This is a genomic window from Photobacterium sp. SKA34 (assembly GCF_000153325.1).
In the GTDB taxonomy this organism is placed as follows: domain Bacteria; phylum Pseudomonadota; class Gammaproteobacteria; order Enterobacterales; family Vibrionaceae; genus Photobacterium.
Map to the genome: position 1 here is coordinate 413,356 of NZ_CH724141.1, position 20,530 is coordinate 433,885.

At 39.2% G+C, this 20,530-nt stretch carries 14 protein-coding genes and 1 pseudogene; 1 reads left to right on the forward strand and 14 read right to left on the reverse strand.

The features are described 5' to 3' along the window. Nucleotides 1-28: 28 nt before the first annotated feature. From SKA34_RS03270 to tssJ, 9 genes and pseudogenes are all read right to left on the reverse strand, one after another. Nucleotides 29-382 (reverse strand): PAAR domain-containing protein, encoded by a 354-nt coding sequence (locus tag SKA34_RS03270; RefSeq protein ID WP_006644085.1) that lies wholly within the window; start codon nt 380-382, stop codon nt 29-31. A gap of 318 nt (nt 383-700) precedes the next feature. After that, entirely contained in the window at nt 701-4,240 is a 3,540-nt protein-coding gene (tssM, locus tag SKA34_RS03275) for a type VI secretion system membrane subunit TssM (protein ID WP_039859652.1), read from the reverse strand. A 16-nt stretch (nt 4,241-4,256) separates the two neighbouring features. Continuing rightward, a complete protein-coding gene (gene tssA, locus SKA34_RS03280; protein WP_006644087.1) occupies nt 4,257-5,711 on the reverse strand; it encodes a type VI secretion system protein TssA in 1,455 nt (484 codons plus the stop codon). A gap of 9 nt (nt 5,712-5,720) precedes the next feature. Next, nucleotides 5,721-6,398, reverse strand: a complete 678-nt coding sequence (gene vasI / locus SKA34_RS03285; protein WP_006644088.1) for a type VI secretion system-associated protein VasI — start codon at nt 6,396-6,398, stop codon at nt 5,721-5,723. Beyond that, the gene (locus SKA34_RS03290; RefSeq protein ID WP_006644089.1) at nt 6,395-7,930 is read right to left on the reverse strand and encodes a sigma-54-dependent Fis family transcriptional regulator; all 1,536 of its coding nucleotides are present in this window, start codon (nt 7,928-7,930) and stop codon (nt 6,395-6,397) included. The genes vasI and SKA34_RS03290 overlap by 4 nt, the downstream gene beginning before the upstream one ends. A gap of 5 nt (nt 7,931-7,935) precedes the next feature. Next, entirely contained in the window at nt 7,936-10,566 is a 2,631-nt protein-coding gene (tssH, locus tag SKA34_RS03295; RefSeq protein ID WP_006644090.1) for a type VI secretion system ATPase TssH, read from the reverse strand. Between the two features lie 9 nt (nt 10,567-10,575). After that, a pseudogene (gene icmH, locus SKA34_RS03300) lies at nt 10,576-11,373 on the reverse strand (type IVB secretion system protein IcmH/DotU). Further along, nucleotides 11,373-12,710, reverse strand: coding sequence for a type VI secretion system baseplate subunit TssK (gene tssK, locus SKA34_RS03305; RefSeq protein WP_006644093.1), 1,338 nt, complete (start codon nt 12,708-12,710; stop codon nt 11,373-11,375). The pseudogene icmH and the gene tssK overlap by 1 nt, the downstream one beginning before the upstream one ends. Then, a complete protein-coding gene (tssJ, locus tag SKA34_RS03310; RefSeq protein WP_232284206.1) occupies nt 12,711-13,190 on the reverse strand; it encodes a type VI secretion system lipoprotein TssJ in 480 nt (159 codons plus the stop codon). Nucleotides 13,191-13,301: 111 nt separating this feature from the next. Between tssJ and SKA34_RS03320 the strand changes: the two genes are divergently transcribed. Beyond that, nucleotides 13,302-14,479, forward strand: a protein-coding gene (locus SKA34_RS03320; RefSeq protein WP_086004105.1) for an IS3 family transposase whose coding sequence is annotated in 2 segments (ribosomal slippage) — nt 13,302-13,560 and nt 13,560-14,479 — 1,179 coding nt in all. Because the reading frame shifts where the segments join, the coding sequence is not laid out codon by codon here. Here SKA34_RS03320 and tagH read toward each other — a convergent pair. Genes tagH through tssC form a run of 5 tightly spaced genes read right to left on the reverse strand, consistent with a single transcriptional unit; the run spans nt 14,472 to nt 20,521 of the window. Next, nucleotides 14,472-15,851 carry a type VI secretion system-associated FHA domain protein TagH gene (tagH, locus tag SKA34_RS03325; RefSeq protein ID WP_006644095.1) on the reverse strand — a complete coding sequence of 460 codons (1,380 nt, stop codon included), beginning with the start codon at nt 15,849-15,851 and terminating at the stop codon, nt 14,472-14,474. The genes SKA34_RS03320 and tagH overlap by 8 nt on opposite strands. Before the next feature lie 11 nt (nt 15,852-15,862). Next, nucleotides 15,863-16,888 carry a type VI secretion system baseplate subunit TssG gene (gene tssG / locus SKA34_RS03330; RefSeq protein ID WP_006644096.1) on the reverse strand — a complete coding sequence of 342 codons (1,026 nt, stop codon included), beginning with the start codon at nt 16,886-16,888 and terminating at the stop codon, nt 15,863-15,865. Next, nucleotides 16,852-18,618 carry a type VI secretion system baseplate subunit TssF gene (gene tssF / locus SKA34_RS03335; protein ID WP_006644097.1) on the reverse strand — a complete coding sequence of 589 codons (1,767 nt, stop codon included), beginning with the start codon at nt 18,616-18,618 and terminating at the stop codon, nt 16,852-16,854. The genes tssG and tssF overlap by 37 nt, the downstream gene beginning before the upstream one ends. A gap of 2 nt (nt 18,619-18,620) precedes the next feature. Beyond that, complete coding sequence (gene tssE / locus SKA34_RS03340) at nt 18,621-19,058, reverse strand: type VI secretion system baseplate subunit TssE (RefSeq protein WP_006644098.1); 438 nt, start codon at nt 19,056-19,058, stop codon at nt 18,621-18,623. Between the two features lie 5 nt (nt 19,059-19,063). Continuing rightward, nucleotides 19,064-20,521, reverse strand: a complete 1,458-nt coding sequence (gene tssC, locus SKA34_RS03345) for a type VI secretion system contractile sheath large subunit (protein ID WP_006644099.1) — start codon at nt 20,519-20,521, stop codon at nt 19,064-19,066. Between the last annotated feature and the right edge of the window lie 9 nt (nt 20,522-20,530).

Sequence of the window (20,530 nt, forward strand, 5' to 3'; positions counted from 1 at the left end):
AACATTACCAATATTGATATTACTACCATTAATTAATATTGACGCCATTACCAATGTTAACACCACTTCCCATATTTAAATTGGTGGCGGTTGATGTGCTCAAACTTACCTGATGAGAACTTGCTTCAAGAAAACAGCTACCACACCCAGTATCAACAAAATCACCTACTCGTGCTAGATTTGTACCTGACACATTTGCAGCTCTTGGTGACTGAGCAATAATAGGCCCTTGACCACTACAACTTTTACTTCCACATGGGCAAGTTGCAATATCACCAACAAGGGCAACCTTTTGTCCATTTATAATTACACCGCCGTGACCTGATATAACAGAGCCGCCAGTTGTGGTTTTACTGCCAACCGTTATTACGTCATTACTCATCAGATAGCCCTTTAAATTTACTGAACGTAATAATACTAAATAATGTGCGTAGGCAATAATTTGCCCGTATTTCTGAAATATTTATAGCAACCCATTTACTCTTAAAAACCTAGTCATATCTATTTCCACCATAATTTTCTGTTTTCCCTGACCTTTCAGCTCATACCGGATAATAGGACGATAAAAGGAGTAATGTAATAATGCACATTAATGCCCGATTTTCTCTATATCATCGAAAGGCAATAAAATTAGAAAGTTAACTTAGATCAAATCATGGTAGGAAGCGAAATGACTCGCCTCCCACCATTTTATAATTGATCAATATAACGTCTTACTTAATTTAAAATTCTTAAACAATGACGTAGTAAAAGGATTGGCATCCGCTTCCGAATTTAAACGATAAACGACATCCCCACCATCAAGCGCAAACTTGTAATCCACACTAGTAGAACTTGCGCTTACAACTTCTCCTTTTTCTAATAATCGGAAGAATGCCCAAGGCCCTTGTACAGTTACAGCTCTTGGTGACAAGTTGGCTGCCGAAGGCACTAAAGAAAGCTTAGAAATTGCCGTTTCTCGAAGAGTATTTGGCCATATAACCTCTGTCGGATGACGAGGACCATGACTAAACTCGATATATTGACCATCAACATTAATAACACTGCGAAGTTGATTTGCACTTAAACTAACAGGCTCAATTGTAAACTCGACATCCAACAGTCCTTTACGGTTAAAGAATGCATGTTGAATTTTCTTAGCGCTCTCAAATTGCTTCTGCACATCACCACGTAGTATTGAGTTTTCACCATTGTTTCCCAAAGAAATATTGTCATCTACAAATAGCTTCAAATCATTTTCATAGAAATTATCCAATGTTCCATCAGGCGCAAAAATTGACTCAAAGTCTTTTAACGATACATCTTTCGACGCATTATGATTAAATGGATATCGTGTCATCAGCTTCTCTTGATATTCTTTATAAACATCATTTTGCCAGCGAACTTCTACATACTTAATTGCTTCTTGTTTTAGTACATACCAACTCTCATCAGCAATACCTTTAACTAAGGTATCAAGCGGTGCTGGCAAATTTGTCGCCATTTGGTTTAATGCGAAAATTGGATCGTTATTTTTTAATGCTAACCTTTCCTTCGTTGATTCTAGTGCAGCTTTTCCTTTATCAGGAGCATCTTGAATTGCCTTCATGTAATGATAAAGTTTTTGTACCGAAGACATTACTTCTTGTAAGTATGCTGGTTGATTACCATTTTTTTCTAACATTGAATCTATATCAGCAAACGGCAATGCAATCGTTGAAGCAACACGGTATTGAGGAGATTTCATCATTGCTAAACGCGCATCATCATTTTCAGATAACTTAGGAAATAGCTTTGTGTTAACGTCAACGGTTTTAACAAAACGTTCTATTGGTTGATTATGACCAACAAGGTTCCCTAAGATACTTACCGCTTCATCAATATCTGAGAAATATTTTATATCTAGGTTATTAAGAGCAAGCTGCCAAGTATTTATGTAATCTTCTACATATAAATCGCGAATTTTATTACGTAAAACCTGTTTGTCTTCTTCACTAAACTTCGCAACTGTTGATTCACCAAGAACCCAACTGTCAGCCAACGCGATATCAGATAAAGATTCTACCTTTGGTAAAAAGTAGCTATTAAAACCTTTGCGAGTTAACAATTGTGAGATAACAAGTGCATTATCTTGAACACGTTCTTCGAAAACAGATTCAAACATAGGTCCAACAGACTTCTTCAAATTCAGCGGTGCACCTAAAGTTTCAGCAGCTGATCGCTTTAAGCTGTCATAAACACGATCCGCTAGAGCAACAGAACTAAGAGCGCTCTGTGTATTGCCAATTAAGTTATCATAAGGTTTTAATACTGCGGCCGCACTCTTATTTCTTTGATTTCGCAGTCCCTGTAAATCAGTGTGCAGCAAAGCATAATTTAAGTGTTCTAATAGCTGATCTTGAGTTTTTGCATCATTAGGAAATGCGTGTTGCCATAAGCTCGAAAAGTAACTTAATACAATAGTATTTTGGCGGCCACTTAGATCTGTTAGCATTCTAAAAGTACGTAATGCAGCCAGCTCTTGTTGCTCTGAATCAGCATTTTTCATATCCAAAGCAAGTTGCTTCATTAATGCGGGTAAAAAACGAAACTGTAAAAGACCCAAATACGTTTCTTCTACCTTAGGTCCAATAGCGTGCCCCTGATATAACCCCATATCAGATAAATATTTTGACTTATCTTGAAACACTCCAAATTCTAAGGTGGCATTGCGAATTGAATTTAAAGGCTCTAATAGTTCCTGCTCCGTTCGCATCAATTTCACATCAGAATATTCGTCCTTAAATTCACTAACTTGCTCAAGAACAGTGTTTTGATGTGAGATATTCTGCTGATAATAACGTTGCCAGCTACCAATTAAGAGAACAGAAGCAATTGAACAAGCGAGAACAGATACAGCCATCACCCTTCGTTTGTGCTTTATCACACGTAAACTATCTGACGCTATACCCGCCTCAGGATAAATAACTTCACTAAAAAGTTTCTTGATAAAGTAAGTGGTTGAGTTTTTCGAGTGCTGTGCACTGTTAATACTATTCGACAGCCCATATCGACGGGAAGAAGCATCAACAAACACATCTGTTGGTACGCCCTGTTGATAAACAGACAGAAAGTACATACCACGAATAAGGGCTGGTGTTGAGAATTGGTCACTGACAAAAGCATCATTTAATAGCTGCTTTAGTATGTGATGTAAGCCTGCTATCTGGCGAGAGAAACTATAAATGGCAGCCCTATCATCACTATCCGTTGCATGACGCAATGCCGCAGGCAAAGAATCATTAATTCGATTAATAAACTCTTCATAGTCATTATCGAATTCAGTTAGCCATTTATCAAAGTCTTCAACAGTATCAAGCGAGAATGTAAATCCCATGACCTCTTCACGTTGGCTTTGAGTATAGCTTCGGAAATAGGGTTCAAAACCATGCAAAAGGTCAAACTTTGTCAACGTTATATATACAGGCATACGGGTAGAGAGAATTTCCATTAATTCCCTCAAACGTGCACGCAAAAGGTTCGCGTACGCACGACGTTCAGATACCGTAGAGCTCGCTAAGTGCTCAATATCTAGTGCAATTACAACACCGTTTAATGGACGCTGAGATCGTGTTTTTTCAAGCCAGTTAACAAAGTTTAACCAAAGGCGGCGCTCCATCTCACCATCATTATCTTTCTCATTTTGGCGCTGAGTTAACAACTCTCCATCAGGATCAATTAATACTGCATCATCGCCAATCCACCAGTCAAAAGAATAAGGATTTTCACTTTTCTTACCTGAGGCTCTCATTACATTTGAAAATACAAAATCTTGGCTCGAACGGTTAATTAAGCTTGTTTTTCCTGCATTCTCTAAACCTAGCACCAGATACCAAGGTAAGGAATAAAGGTAGTTACGCTTATTTAAACTGTGTTTCAACTCCCCCATCACTTGGTTTAATTCTGTTTCTTGACGCTCTTCTAAACGCTTTATCGGATCTTCAAGTAACCTTTCTTCACGATCATTATCTTTGTGAATACGTTTCAAACTGCGCCATTGCATAAATCCCCATACAGCAAAACAGCATAAGGAAAAAATAACACTCATAACGATACGAGATGCCACAGAGGCGAATGGTTGTTGGTCACCAATTTTTAACCATGGGCCTGCCCACCAAATGGCAACATTAATCAGAATAAAAATTGTAAACATGAGCATAGGCATTGATGATTTAACACCTGAAAGAAGCCTATTTATGATCGGTCTTATTAAATTCAACATATGATATTTTCCGGTGTTATTGTTCGGCAATATTATTTTTAAGTTGGACGAGTAATGATGGTTCCCATTCAGTCACCGACATTTCATTAACTTGCCGATATAACGTCTGGTATTGCACCGTTGCCATGGAAGAGAGTGAATGAGCTTCCATGACATCTGCAGATAGTAATCGCCAATAGAAAGCATCTCTGGGTTCTGTCGCTTGTGATAATCCTTCATCAAGCATGCTTAAGGCTGGTGCTATCCCTTCATCCTCAGCTAACTGTAATGCTTCTGTACGCTTTACATTCCAACTGCCTTGTTGAGTTATTTGAGCGACTTTAACGCTTTTATCTTGGTTAAGAAGCCAAGCGATTGTAGTTTCACTCGAAAAAGGAACTTGTCCTTTGAATGAATAAGTCAGTAATGCTGGAAGACGATCAACAAATGATTGAAGTTCATCTTTAATAATTGAAGCCCAATCATCCAACCCTAAAGCCTTTGCAATACGAAAACTAAGAAAGTGTCCATCTAACCAATAAGGTGACTTAGTTAAACTTTCTTCAACACGACTCCACAATTCAATATCCGCACCACGCTGTAAAGACTCTTCATAATCACTAATACGATCTGATGAAACGGGCATTAGTTGTGTTTCTTTTTGAGCATTTGCATCTGGTAAGGTGTTGATTGAAAACCACATAGCAAAACGACGCACACGTATACTCAGCTTTATTGCATCGCTGCCAAGCTCATTTAGCGAATCTACCGCTTTCAATAACGAATTTTTAAAAGCACGCTCACTACTGTTATCTATATCTAAATTAGGAATAGAAATCGGGGTTCCAGTCGACGTCTGACTCGTAATGACTGAAGATGACGAAGCTGCAACATCTTGTGATGGTTGTGGAGCTTTAATTTTATTCTCATGATTATTACGACCAGCCTGTCCTAAGTTAACGCGAACACGAGCAGAAATATCATTAATAATATCTACGGGCAGTGATAGCGAAGATGCTTGGTTATCGAGCTCTTCAAGCAATGCCTCTAACACTTGTTTTAAATCACTGTCGAATAGGCTCCAATCTAACTTGTCTGCGGCAACATATGTTCTCTGACAAATTTGATTAAAGAATTTTTTACGGTGTGTTTCACCACGCGCCCCAGGAAATGGTTGGCATTCAAGCCAAAAATTAGAGAGAAAATCAACCAATACACCTATCGACAATGAAAAACGCTCTGGTGTTGCCTGATGCTGTAAACATTGCATCAACACTGTCAGTAATTTCAGATCCTTGGTGTGCTCTGAAATTAAGCTTACGGCGCAACTTTCCACTTCATGCCATTGCACTTCTCCATGGGAAAGAGTACCTACCTTCATCATCTGATCATCGATAAAATTTAATTGAGGATGATCTCTTAAACGCTCTCCTACTGGGTTATCCGGTGATATCGGAGCGAGAAGTTGCTCCCTTAAAGTTCCCTTCAACATGATTCACTCCTACCAGCGACAATTTTCACGCATCGGCTCTAAGGCCTCTGCTAGATTGGAGTTATCAAATTCCAGATGATCAATATCAGCAACATTTGAACGTAAAATTAATTGCGGTGAAGAAATCATCGCTTTTATTGCTCTAATAGCAGGTAAACCTCGACCTGAACGTAATACATACCCTGTTTCATCACTCATCCACTCTTGTGTAATAACAGGAGAACCCGGTATTGATAGTTCAACTTTTCCAGCCTCAACCGGAGTCGGTAAGATCAATTCAGCACGGGTGATTTTTTCATAACACTCCAACATCAAAATTGGGGCTTTCTGATCTTTTAACTGCCCTGATGAACGAACAGCAGCAGACGTTAACCACATTCGAGAAGCCTGATTACTACTGTCTAACTGATGAAAAATAAACCCTGATCTTTTATCTCGTTTTTTCTCACTATCAACGGCACGAAACCATGACGATGGATATTTCACATCTGCTTGACTGATCGACACTTGCTCTACAGGTGTGTTAAAAATAGCGTCAAAGCACTGTAACCGCTCAAGTTTAGAAGGGATATCACGACAAGCTTCAGCGCGATTCAACTTGGTTAGCGTACTCGATTGAGAAAAAACAGACACAGAAAAGGTGTTCAACCCGATTAGTAACGTATATATCATCCACGACTTTTTCATTTAAACTGGATCTCCAACTTTTGACACTTATGTGCAAGTGTTCGTTTAGGTAAACCCAGGCTTTCAGCCGCTTTTGCACGATTACCGTTATATTGCTTTAATCGCTCGTTAATGATGGCTTTCTCATACAGTTCCACTGCAATGCGTAGATCATCTATGCTTGAAAAGTCGTCTTTTGGCGCAACTGAGTCTTTTACAGGAAGGCTAATATCTAAAGGTAATTTTGCTACAAATACCTTTTTTTGAATAAAATCATCACATTCAGTTTGTACACAAGCCACTTCTATTAACGAACGTAATTCACGGACATTACCGGGAAAACTCATTTCTTTAAGGTGATCTAAAGCCTTGGGAGATAAACCCAAAATATTTCGTTGTTCACGATTGTTATATTGCTGGATAAAGTAAGTAGCTAACTCTTCAATATCATCCTTTCGCTCATTAAGACTTGAGAGCAATAATGGGTATTGATAAATGCGATAATAAAGATCTTGTCTAAAACCACCATCATTTACACTTTGACTTAAATTTACATGCGTTGCAGCGATCAAACGAAAATTAGAAGATTGCTCTTTATTAGAGCCAATCGGGCGATATTGGCATGTCTCAAGCACACGTAAAAGCTTCGCTTGAAGGCCTAAAGATAACTCTCCAATTTCATCTAAAAATAATGACCCACCGTTAGCTTGAGCAATCAGTCCCTTACGGTTAGCTACCGCGCCAGTGAATGCCCCTTTTTCATAACCGAACAGTTCACTTTCTAACAAGCTTTCAGGTATTGCCGCACAGTTAATCGCTACAAAAGGCTCTTTACATCGATCCGATAAGCTATGTAGTGCTTTTGCGACTAACTCTTTACCCGTTCCGGTTTCACCTTGAATAAGTACACTAAGGTTTGAGCCAGCAGCCACTGTTATTTGTTCTCGTAACTGTTTCATTACAGAGCTGCTTCCAATGAGCTTGCATGTCATATCTGACCATGCGCTCTTTTTCTGATGCTCTGCTTTTAGTCGTGTAATCGAGTCACTAAGTTGCTTTTTATGAGAAGACTGCGCATCCATATCCCTAATGAGTAACCACTGAGAGATAAAGGCACTGCTAAACTCACGCCAGTTTTCATCAGATAATAAATCGTTAATCTGCTTTTGTTCACCGATTAATACTTGAATAGCTGTCACATGGTTTTGACTATTCATTAAAGGAACAATAAGTAAACTACTTGATGCATCTACTTGCGAAGATAACTGCTTAAACGAATCATTTTGTTGCCAATAAACCAATTGTTGGCGATCCAGTAAAACAACTGACGCTTGCTGAAGTACATGTGAAAAGGGATGATCAAAATCATTTACATCCCATACCCACGATTGATTTTCTGTCGCAAATAAAGTGCGACCGTCATCCGTCGGATAGATGATATAACTGGCCGTTAATGCAAGCACTTCTTTTAACGCACTCTTATAGAAATCAGTGAGTGTAGCTCGGTCACGATAACCTATTAATGCTGAGGTATAATGAAACCACTGCTGCATAACAATTACTCCACCTCACTGCAGAACTCGCCATTTTCTACCGTTAAACAAATACGTGTAATCGCTTCACGATGAGCAAGTTTATTTAACAAAGCTAAAGAGACTGGCGGTAACATCTGCCCTTCAATGATCGCTTCTAACATACGCGCACCATTTTCAGAGCGCGTTGCACGTTCAAGTATTTCTTCAACAAGGCATGATTCAATAACAACTTCCGCCTTATAACGAGAAGTTAATAACTTCTCTAGTCGTGAGAGTTTTCCTCGAACAATTTGTGCTAAAACGTCCTTATTCAGAGGTAAGTAAGGCACTACCTCCATACGCGCTAACAATGCGGGTTTAAAGAAATTCGCCAACTCTGGATACATCTTTTCTTCGATCAGCTCTGGCTGCTCTGCATAATCAACAATGGTCTGATAACCAAGGTTTGACGTTAGGAAGAACAAGATATTTTGACAATCGATTAAACGCCCTTCGCCATCAGCAAGTTCGCCTTTATCGAAAGCTTGATAGAACAGATTCAAGACTTCAGGGTGTGCTTTTTCTACCTCATCAAGTAAAACAATTGAATAAGGCATCTTTCTAATAGATTCAGTTAATACGCCACCCTCACCAAAACCGACGTAGCCAGGGGGGGAACCAATAAGACGAGAAACCGTGTGCTTTTCCTGATATTCAGACATATTTATGGTGGTTAAGAATTGCTGCCCACCATATAACTGCTCAGCTAATTGAACCACAGTCTCTGTTTTACCCACACCACTTGGACCAACTAATAAAAATGCACCTTGAGGTCGGCCTGGACGACGAAGATCAGCACGCGCAGTCAATAAATGGCGATGAATACTTGCCAGTGCGATATCCTGACCTTTAATCATCGCACTTAATATAGAGGGCAACTCAGTAATTTTGGCTAACTCATCAGTATTCATCTGATCGACAGGCACTCCCGTCCAGTCAGCAATGACTTGTGCAATTTGCGCCGCATCTACCTCTGGGTAAATAAGCAACTCGTCATGAGGAATGAGTGCTAATTGAGAGTAAAGATCGACTAATCGATTCTGTAATTCATCAACCGACAAGCAAGATTCATCATCATCCTTCTGCTCTGGCAATAGATCAGTCATCGGCGATAAAATCTGTTGGCGTGTCTCGATAATCTCAGTAACAAGTTCTTTTTGTTGCTGCCAATCTTTATAGAGAGATTCACACTCTACTTGTTCTTCTAAATCTTTTTCTAATAATGCCGATAGTCGCTCTTCATCAACGGCTTTGCCTAGTAATTGCTGACGATTGATCATTTGAATTTCAAGCTGACGTTGATAAGTACCACTTTCAATCTCAGAAATTCTGCGAGGAGGCGCTGTAAGATTAATAGCAATACGTGCACAAGCAGTATCTAAGACATCAATAGCCTTATCGGGAAGTTGACGGCCAGATACATAACGAGCAGACAATTCTGCTGCCGCACGTAGCGCATCATCACTGATCAATACATTATGCGCATTTTCATAAACACAGTGCAGACCACGCATAATATCAACAGCTTGCTCGGTTGTTGGCTCATCCAATTTAACTAACTGGAAGCGTCGAGTAAGGGCGGGATCTTTCTCAAAGTACTTTTTGTACTCTTTCCACGTTGTTGCCGCAATTGTACATAATTCACCACGAGCTAAAGCTGGTTTAAGTAAGTTCGCAGCATCACCACCACCCTCTTGATTACCAGCACCAATCAAAGTGTGAGCTTCGTCGATGAAAAGAATGATCTTCACTGGTGAATTTTTTACTTCATCAATCACTGACTTCAAGCGTTTTTCAAATTCACCTTTTACTGATGCTCCTGCTTGCATAAGCCCTAGATCAAGTAACCATAGCTCAACATTCTGAAGCTGCTCTGGCACTTTGCCCGATTCAATGCGTGAAGCGAGACCTTCAATAACGGCACTCTTTCCAACACCAGCATCACCGACCACGATGGGATTGTTTTTGCGTCGACGACATAAAATATCAATCATTAGATTAATTTCATTATCGCGGCATAAAACAGGATCTAACTTACCTTGGCGAGCTTGCTCTGTAACATTTGAACAAAAACGATTCAGCGCACTATCACCAGAATTTACATTTAGTGGCGCTTTTGTTTCGCCAGAATTTATAACAGGTGTTTCAGCAGAGTTCGCTACAAGTGATGTGAACTCTTTACGTAAAGCCTCTCGATTAATATTTTCAAAGGCTTTTACTAGGCTAAAACTTAAATAACGATCGGGGCGAATAAGCGCTGCCAAGAAAATAAGACCCGATCTTAACTCTGCTTCATTCATTTCTGTTGATGCTAATAACCATGCATCTTGAAGTAGTTCAACCAGTAAAGGTGAAAAGCTCGGATATGTATCATTCCCTTTATCATGCGGCATTGCATCACCACACAACTGCTTAACAACATCTGTTTTTAAATTAACTTGTTCAAGTAAAACCCTAATATCTGATAAAGGATTTTCTAGAATAGAAAATAAAAGGTGCTCAATAGTAACTTCATTATTTTCACGGCTCATACATAACGATGAAGCCTGTTCTAATGCAATTTTTGTTTGTGCATTTAATTTATTGATGAGTACAGGGAGTTCTATTCTGATCACAATGAAGTCCTATTGAAGAATGTGATTAAGCTGTGTTAAAACATCTAAAGATTTATTATTGAGTAAGATTGAATACGCGATATAAATAGCAACCCAAGATAGACCAAAGCCTGTAAATACAGCCCAAAGAGGAATCTGTCTTGTTAACTTATATTTTTTTTGTGCAACATGTTTTGTTGCGGTAGTTAACGGTTTCGGTTCTTTATCTATTCTTCTTAACGTTTCATAAAGATTTGAAACGACTTTATCAAACGCTTCTTGACCATTATTCATCACCTTATATCGACCTTTAAATCCTTGCATTAAACAAAGATAAATAAACATCAATAAATCATGATAACGTTCTGGCTCAGTCATTAATCGAGATAAGATCGAGAAAACTTTTTCTCCACCCCATGTTTCATTGTGAAAACGAGTCAGCAATGAATGTTCAGCCCATATGCTATCCGCTCCCCAAGAAGTACTCATTACCGCTTCATCGATAAAGGATCAGAGAACATAGCGATAAGCTAGAATCACAGCATGATCATAACCTGCTTCGGTGAGCTCTACCTCTATCGCTTTAATTTCTTCAACAACTTGATGATAAATTTCTTCAATATTATCGCAGCTACTTAAACTACGAATGCGTGACGTCATGCCCATTAGCGGCGTTGCAGCATCAATCAATAAATTAATATTGCTACCGCGTAATTGGAACCAAAAGTCCTGATCAAGATTTGTATTTTCTACATTGTCATACAGTAAATCATCATAGTGCGTGTCGCGTATACGGCCTTTCTTTTGAATAGTATGATCCATCATCATTAGCTCCTGATTGCCCAAAATTGAAGATCAAGTTCAGGGAAATCACCTGCAACATGGAATGCAAAACCACTTGAATTATTAAGCATCAGCCAAGCTTGGCTCGTCTTGTCCAATTTAAAGTACGTGTATCCAGCGTGGTAAGGTAATTGACGTGGAGCCACAGGCAATGGCGACAATGGAATACCAGGTAACTGCAATGAAATAAGTTCACGAATCTTTTCAACAGACGCAATTTTTGTTTGGTGCATAAATAACTTACGTAACTCTTCCTGCGGAATACGAGCACGTACAGCCAAGATAAACTCAGCATCAGTAACCAAGTTAGTGTCCTGAATCGATGCCACCATGAGACCGTATTTTCTTTTCTGCAATTGAATAGATACTGCACGAGGCTCAAGAACAATACTCAATGCCTGTCGTAACATAGACATAACAGGCATAAATGCGTGCTCAGGCATGTCATGGTTATAACTTGCAAACTCTGGCGTCATACGACTTTCATCAGTAAAAGTGGCTAGTTCACCACAAAATGAAGTGAGTTCCTGATATAACTCTTCAGGATGAATACTACGTAAATGCGCGATATGCTGAAACCTTGGCTGCATGCGATTAAGCATCTGAAGTAACATGAAATCTGCCACATCGGCAACGCCACCTTGATTAGGAGAGCCTAAACGTAATGCAATATTTTTTGCTCGCTCTCTCATTAAACCTGCCATTTCACCGACAAAGCGCTGTAATCGTGGTACTGCTTTCACATTTAAATGGCAAGGAATAAAGTTGTCGTCCAACATCACACTGCCATCAGGACGTTTTTCTAAAATTCGTGCAATAGCAATAGACGCGTAAGCACTTCGGTCATCCTTACCAAGCAATAGGCGAACACTTGTTGAGCCGACGTCCATTAAGCAGCTGTCACCTTGAATGGATTGGATATCTCTAACTTCTTCACGTTTAGATTTATAACGTGTCATACCACCCGCAGTCTCATTCCAACTAACTTCCGCTAGTGAATCACTACGTAAAGGGATAGCTAAATAAATAATTTGATTGGCTAATGAACTATCAGTAACTTCCAACGCATCAGGCAACATGTCTTGCTGAGGAATATTAAAAGGTGTGCCGTCAGGCATAATACCAGCCGCACGCTCAATGGCGATGCGACCAAAACTTAGGTATTCCAAATTTAAGCTTAATTCTGTTATTCCATATAAATAGAGACTTACAGAATTAAGCCTTTCATCAATGATGCTTTCAAAATAGCGCTGCTGTTGTTGAAAGTGTTGAGGTTTAATAAATAAACCTTCATTCCATATTACTCGGTTTTTTGATGACATCTACTCAACCCTATCTAGCACAACTTGATTATCTTTTAAATAAATAAGTAAGTGATAATCACGACCTAACGTTTTTACTTTTACAGACTTTTTCCAATCACTATTATCGCTATCAGAAAATAAAGCCATCACACCGATATAACGCGTGTCTTCATCTAATTTCATTTCTTCGACGAACTTAAATTTATTCGGTAGCACTACATAATCATAAACATCAACATAATTACTCTTTAGTGCTTTTTTATATTCAAAAGCTAGCTGATCATAAGATGCTGAATTAAACATAGAGTCATCTTCAAGTTCGAAAACTTTTAATTCAACAGGTGAGGCTTCATCATTCCCATTCGTATTTATTGAATCGGTACTCACCATGCTGATTGTTATCGTACTTGGCTCTGATGCAGGATCATATTTAGAGCTACAACCCATCAACGTTAAGGCAAAAATAAAAACCATATGGAACAAAGACGACGATTTCATCCTGCTACACCTCTTGTTGTTTATCACGCAGGTTCTTATTGTAGTGGCATAGTGAATTTGGTCACTTAGTTAGAGGTGATATCATCACTTCATACGTTAACAGGTGACACTATGACAAATCGTACAAGACGACTATTCAGCGCAGAATTCAAGCTCGAGGCTTCACAGTTAGTGATTGATCAAAATTACTCAGTGGCAGAAGCCGCCCAAGCCATGAATGTGGGTAAATCCACGATGGATAAATGGGTTCGTCAGCTTAAACAAGAACGACAAGGCAAAACGCCAAAAGCTTCGCCTATGACCCCTGAGCAAATAGAAATTCGGGAATTAAAAAAGAAGTTAGCTCGTCTTGAAGAGCATAATGAAATATTAAAAAAAGCCACGGCTCTGTTGATGTCGGACTCACTGAACAATTCTTGATGATCAAGAAACTCAAGCAGAGCTATAGCGTAAAAACATTATGCGAAGTCTTCAATGTTCATCGAAGTAGTTATAACTATTGGCTAAAGCGTCCAACAGCGATTAGGGCGGAAACAGTCAAACTTCGCAGCTTAGTTAGTGAGGCCCACGCAGCAAGCAACGCCTCTGCGGGAGCGAGGACTATTGCAGATATAGTCACAAATCAGGGTTTAAAACTGAGCCGATACCGAGCAACAAAACTCATGAGAGAGCTTGGTTTAGTCAGTTGCCAACAGCCAAAGCATCGATACAGAAAGGCTTCTCAAGAACATGTTGAGGTTCCAAATCACTTGGGCCGACAGTTTGCTGTTACCGCCCCAAATGAAGTTTGGGTTGGTGATGTTACGTATATTTGGACAGGAAATCGCTGGATGTATTTAGCGGTTGTTATTGATCTTTTTGCCCGCAAAGTGATTGGTTGGTCGATGTCTTTATCACCTGATTCCAGTCTGACAGGCAAAGCTCTTTCAATGGCTTATGAGTCGCGTGGTAAGCCGAAAGGCGTCATGTTCCACAGCGATCAAGGTAGCCACTATACAAGTCGAAAGTACCGTCAATTACTGTGGCGTTTTAAGATAAAACAGAGTTTATCTCGCCGAGGAAATTGCTGGGATAATGCACCAATGGAGCGTTTCTTTAGAAGCTTAAAGACCGAATGGGTGCCAACAGTGGGTTATCGTAGTTTTGCTGAAGCTCAACAAGAGATCATCCGCTACATTATCGGGTATTACTGTCAACTCAGGCCGCATCAATATAATGGCGGCCTAACTCCCAACGAATCAGAACGATTATATTGGGAAAACTCTAAAACCGTGGCCAATTTTAGTTGACCACTACATTATCGTAAGATTGATCAAAGATCTCCCAGAATAACTTTTCAAATCCATGCTGACGATTTGAAGTCAATTCTTTATGATAACTTTGATACATTTCCCAAGCCCATGCTTCTGGTGATTCACCAACCGATTGCCCAGGACGACGATAACGTAAAAATCTACGCATCAACACTTCAGGTGAAAAGGCTTGAATAATTTGATTCAGTGCTTCGCTAATTGCAGTATGTACAGCATCATTATGATCTTTAACTGTTCGAAGACTTTCTTCAATGGCTGCTGGTGCAGATAAGTGAACAAGGCTACGTTGGCTATCAAACATAACCTGTACCGTTTCGTCATAATTTAAACCAAGTCGTAACGGGTTATCTTCAATAGGTTGTAAGTTCTTATTCATCACACCATATCGACTGGTGTTAACTTGTTGATGAAGTTCTATTAACCCTTTCACTGCAGCTTGTAATGATGCCCCCATCTCTTCAGATAACATTTGCATTTCAGCTAAATCATCACTGTTATTCGTTCTAACACCTAAACCACGAAATAGCGGACCCGTTAATAAATGGTTTTCATCTGTTGCTACCATCGAATGATTATTCGAACCAGAAAAACCTCGTCCCATTTCTTCTTCAAGTAGATCCAGCGTGTTATCGTCCATTTTTAGTTCCTTGCTATTTAGAGTTGTCGCTATGTATCCCGATGATTTTTCATCAGCATTCAACGTAGATTTAAAACCGCTTAATGTAATAGCAGATGTTGTGTCATTTTCAGTATCTGCTTGTATTGTCTGGGCGTCACCGATCCACGAATCACATTCAGAAATTAATGACTGTGCATTATTAAGAGACGCTGCTGGCTTATTTCGTGTGATTAACGATTCCACTTCTGCTTTATGTTTGAGTTGATCGAGTGCTAATAATGGATCATCGACATTCGCTTTTTGTTCTTTGGTAGTGACATCCAACTCATCGCCAAATAAATCAATATCAGTTGATTTAGATAGCATCTCTTCAATGTCTTTATCATTTTCAGTACAAGCTTCACCGATAGAAACACGAATTAAATAAGGACCAATTGAAATAACATCATTTTCATTTAAACGTGCATGCTTTTGCCAACCAATCGGCATTGAAGCACCATTGATATAGGTTTGATTTGAAATATCAGTGATACAAAAACAGCCATCAATCAGTGTGATCTGACAGTGAATCGGTTCCAAAACTCCGTCTCTATCAGCTAGGTGCCAAAAACTCGATGAACTAGAGCCAATCGTGCCACCAGCAGATGAAAATTCTTTCGTTGCCGACAAACCCGGTTCTAAGAACCGAGTATTAGTAACTTTTAACTTTAGTCGTTGTTGTTCCGCCATTTTTAGCCCCTTTACTGACGAACTTGTATACAAACTTTACGGTTGTTATTCGTCTCACCTAAGAAAGAAGACCAACCTAGCGACAGCGTTGAGCCTTGTATCAATTGCAATGAAGGTACTTCGTCTTCTTTAAGTTCTAACTCCAGGTCAAATGCCATTTGCTCACGAAGAATAAATTCGACCAGCTTACAAAACGGCTGGTACTCTTTACCTGATGGTAAAAAATCATTGAATCGTGATTGAGTAAGATCTTTAATCTCAATAACAAATTTTCCCGTGCAATCACGAACAGTCGAGCCAATAATCGTACTTTCACCTAACTCACAGTTTGCATTTCCAAGACACATTCGTTGATGATTTGGTATGTCTACTTTTCGCTCTACCCACTGACGAATAACAACGTTATCCAAATCAAAACAATGCGAAATGATACCTGCAACAATTTGTGGGGAACGACTTCTACCAGCTAATGTGCCGGCGTATGAGAGCATTTTCCCCCAGTTAATTGCAGTTTCACCACGAAGGTCTTCATCAGCCAAACCGACTAAAGCAAATAACTGAGAAGAGAAGACATCACTGGCATTTTCTTTAAACCGAATGTAATAACGGTATTTACGCCAAATTCGATATACCAACGCCAATAGTCGGTTATTAAAGAAATCGAGAAAATGTCGTCTTAACCCCGTTTCACTCTCAGATGCTATTTCTTCTAATAAAAAGCCAGGTAATGGCGATTGAGCACCATTTAATCCAAAGAACGTCGTTTCTAAACAGAAACCACCTTGCTCCAACATCTCTAATTTTGAAATATCACTCGCAGCAAACCCTAAACTCGGATTGGCTTTAAACAGTAAACGACAATGCGTTTCCCAACCTTCGGTTTCAGGATCTTCATCAGCTAAGCGCTGTAAAAGCTCTACTAATTGATAAAAGTCATAAGACCGAACTTGTTGCTCTAATATTGCTAATTGATCGGATGCAAGATGGTCACAATCAAGATCTATATCAAAGGCTGTAGACCCGTCTGCGTTCCCCATGAATATCGTTCCTGATTGACACTGTTAATTACAATAAGCTCATGAAATGAATTGATACTTGCATATAAAGAAAAGAAGCGACTCAACACACTTCCAAACAAATATAAATCCCCTTCAGAGCTGAACGCTTCTTCGTTAAGCACTAACTCAGACAGTAAACCTCGAACAGGTAATCCTTTGATGATCCGTTCAATCGGCTTAGATGTAATTTTTACGATCCCATCAAGTCTTTGTTTAGCAACACGTTCAGCTTGCCTATCGACAAGTGCTCTAAAGTCATATGCTCGAAGTACAGAACACAGTGCATCTTTCGAAAGCAATGAAAGATAGTTAAGCGATAAATTTGAAATCAATGTCCACAACAAGCTGCCATCTAACGTCGGCCTTAACGGCTGTGTTGGTTCTGTGATGTTAGAAAATGTCACAAAAGATGGTGAACTGTTTGTTTGCACACAAATATCACCGACCCCTAACTCCAATGGCAATTGTCGATTCGTACACGTTAACTGCAATGAAATCGCTTCACTGGTTCCGACATTTAGCGTTTCATCCCCACGAACAAATGAAATGTAATGATCAAAACCATCATTTCTTACACTCTCTCTCACTCTTGCGCGGTAATAGAGTGCTAATCGGTGGCGGGAACGTTCGATTTCATGTTGAAAACTTTCAAAAGAGGTATAAACACGCTTTTGCCCCTTTGAACGTAACTTATGATCTTCTTGTCGCCCCTCTACATGATCAATACTAAAAATTTCATAATGAGCAGGTAGACGACTTGATGGTGCAATGCGATATTCCGCCCGCTTTCCCGTTAAATCGATAGGATCAGAATCATGAGTAAATAGATTGATAATCGGTGTACAAAATAGTTTAAAGCTATCTTTACGTACGCGAACATCGGCAGGTAGCGTTCTTGAAAAAATAAATTTCAATTGAAACTTTCTACCCATATCCGGTGTGATATAACGATCAAGATTAACCAAATCACCAAATAAGAATGCATCTGGAAACGTTAAGTACTCTTGTAAAATACGATAACCTTCATAAACATTTTTTGGATATGGCATTACCGCATCAGCAGAATCAAAGCCACGGCTTTTAAATTGTGATGCAGGAATCGATATCGTTTTATCACCACACACTAATTCAATATGTGATAAATAATGGTTTAGCCATAAATACAGCATCTGCGCGCTGTACTGATGTCCACCTAAGAACAATGACAGCGTTTTTAGATCTATATCAGGTAAACCTTGTTCGCCTAATACATCGAAATTTAAATCAATGATTGACGACTCCCGGCTATGGGTAGTCGCAACATCAACCAACTCCAAAGGATAAATATCTAGGTTTCGGCAAGTTCTAAACCGACAAACAGTATCGAACACCGCTTCACTATCAACATCTGTATTGGCTGGTATTGTTTGACGAACACTTATTGCTTTTTCAATAGGTGTAAATTGAACAATACTAAAGCTTGGTACAGGCCTTAAGTAATTAGGCCAAAGCATGTTGATTATTGAATGTGTGAGCTCAGGAAATTCATCTTCAACTTTTTCACGCAAACGAGCCGTTAAAAAAGCAAAGCCCTCTAATAATCGTTCAACATCAGGATCTGTATTTTTCCCTTGTAAAAAACGAGATAATTGAGGATGTACTTCAGCAAAAGCAACGCCTTGCTCTTTTAAAAAAGCAAGCTCATCCCTAAAATATTTTTCTTGTGACAAAGTTACATTACTCTGTATTTACGACTATTATCCAACATCAAATCAATACGCACCGAATTATGCAGTGCTCTTGAATTAATACATGCTGTAATATGAAAGAAAATATTTAATGGACTTTCATCATTTGGCACATATTGAATATCAATCTTGTCTAAACGTGGCTCGTAGCGCTCAAGACAATGACGAATTGCCAGCTTAATTTGTAATGCCAGATCATGCGTACCTAAAGTTGCATCATTAAAATCAATTAATCCTAAATGTGGCGCGCATAATGCTTCACCCAAACGAGTGTTAAGTAATTGCGCAACATTGCGCTTAATTGAGCTTAAAACATGTTTAGCATCTGGCCCTTTCGTCATCACTTTTCGTGGCGCGTTAGTCTCTAATCGTTCAAAGAGACTAACACCATAAGCCCTATCTTCTAGTTCTATATAAGACATTGAAATTATGCCTGATCTAAACGACCAACTAGTGATAACTCAAAGTTTGCGCCCATGTATTTAAAGTGAGGACGAACAGACAATGCCACTTGGTACCAACCTGGATCGCCCTCAACATCAAGCACTTCAATTTTCGCAGCACGCAAAGGACGGCGACTACGAACATCAGCGGGTGGGTTTTCCTGATCAGCCACAAATTGTTTAATCCATGCGTTCAATTCACGCTCAAGATCTTGACGCTCTTTCCAAGAACCAATTTGTTCACGTTGTAATACTTTCACATAGTGCGCTAAGCGGTTAATGATCATCATATAAGGCAATTGAGTACCTAATTTGAAGTTCATTTCAGCTTCGCGCCCTTCTTTCGTATTAGGGAACACTTTTGGTTTCTGAACTGAGTTTGCAGAGAAGAATGCAGCGTTATCACTACCTTTACGCATGGTTAATGCAATAAAACCTTCTTCAGCTAATTCAAATTCTTTACGATCTGTCACTAACACTTCTGTTGGGATTTTTGCTTGTAATTCACCCAAAGATTCAAATAAATGAACAGGTAAATCTTCAACAGTACCGCCACTTTGAGGACCGATGATATTTGGACACCAACGGTATTGAGCAAAGCTATCAGTTAAACGTGAAGCCAAAGCAAAAGAGGTATTACCCCATAAGTAGCTTTCGTGTGAATCACTCACGTTTTCACGGTAATTAAATGTTTTAGTTGGGTTCTCTTCTGGATCGTACGGGGTACGAAGAAGAAAACGTGGAGCCGTTAATGCAAGGTAACGAGAATCTTCAGATTCACGTAATTGTCGCCATTTAATATAGCGAGGGCTGTCAAATGTTGCTTTTAAATCTTTAATATTTGGTAAATCTTCAAAAGATTCGATACCAAAGAATTCTGGTGCTACACTTGAGATAAATGGAGCATGAGCCATTGCTCCCACAGCACCAATGTATTGAAGTAGCTTAATATCAGGTGATGATGGAGTGAATGCGTAATTACCAATGATAGCGCCACCGAATTGTCCGTACCCAGACGAATATACATGCTTGTATAAACCAGATTGAGACGTCTCTGGCGCAAATTCGAAGTCGTCTAAAAGCTCTTCTTTAGTTGCATGCAATAATTCAATTTTATTGTTTTCACGAAAATCAGTGCGATCAACAAGCATCTTCACACTACGCCAAGCTGATTCAACCTTTTGAACCTCTTCACAGTGTAAAATTTCATCCATTTGCGAACTGATCTTACTATCTAACTCAACAAGCATCTGATCAACAAGTCCTTTATTGACTTGTTCTACACCAGCATTACCCAGTAAGTTTTCAATAAATGCAGCCACCCCTTTCTTGGCAATGTCATAACCTTCATCGGACGGAGTCATGCGTGTTTGAAGCATAATTTCATCAAGTAAACTGCTTTCAGTTGTACTTGAAGATTCAAGTGTTTTTTGTAAAGACATTTATCGTTC

Bases quoted from the DNA above. Each gene is read 5' to 3' on its own strand.
- SKA34_RS03270 (WP_006644085.1), bottom strand. From the start codon at position 382: ATGAGTAATGACGTAATAACGGTTGGCAGTAAAACCACAACTGGCGGC.
- tssM (WP_039859652.1), bottom strand. From the start codon at position 4,240: ATGTTGAATTTAATAAGACCGATCATAAATAGGCTTCTTTCAGGTGTT.
- tssA (WP_006644087.1), bottom strand. From the start codon at position 5,711: ATGTTGAAGGGAACTTTAAGGGAGCAACTTCTCGCTCCGATATCACCG.
- vasI (WP_006644088.1), bottom strand. From the start codon at position 6,398: ATGAAAAAGTCGTGGATGATATATACGTTACTAATCGGGTTGAACACC.
- SKA34_RS03290 (WP_006644089.1), bottom strand. From the start codon at position 7,930: ATGCAGCAGTGGTTTCATTATACCTCAGCATTAATAGGTTATCGTGAC.
- tssK (WP_006644093.1), bottom strand. From the start codon at position 12,710: ATGTCATCAAAAAACCGAGTAATATGGAATGAAGGTTTATTTATTAAA.
- tssJ (WP_232284206.1), bottom strand. From the start codon at position 13,190: ATGAAATCGTCGTCTTTGTTCCATATGGTTTTTATTTTTGCCTTAACG.
- tagH (WP_006644095.1), bottom strand. From the start codon at position 15,851: ATGGCGGAACAACAACGACTAAAGTTAAAAGTTACTAATACTCGGTTC.
- tssG (WP_006644096.1), bottom strand. From the start codon at position 16,888: ATGGGGAACGCAGACGGGTCTACAGCCTTTGATATAGATCTTGATTGT.
- tssE (WP_006644098.1), bottom strand. From the start codon at position 19,058: ATGTCTTATATAGAACTAGAAGATAGGGCTTATGGTGTTAGTCTCTTT.
- tssC (WP_006644099.1), bottom strand. From the start codon at position 20,521: ATGTCTTTACAAAAAACACTTGAATCTTCAAGTACAACTGAAAGCAGT.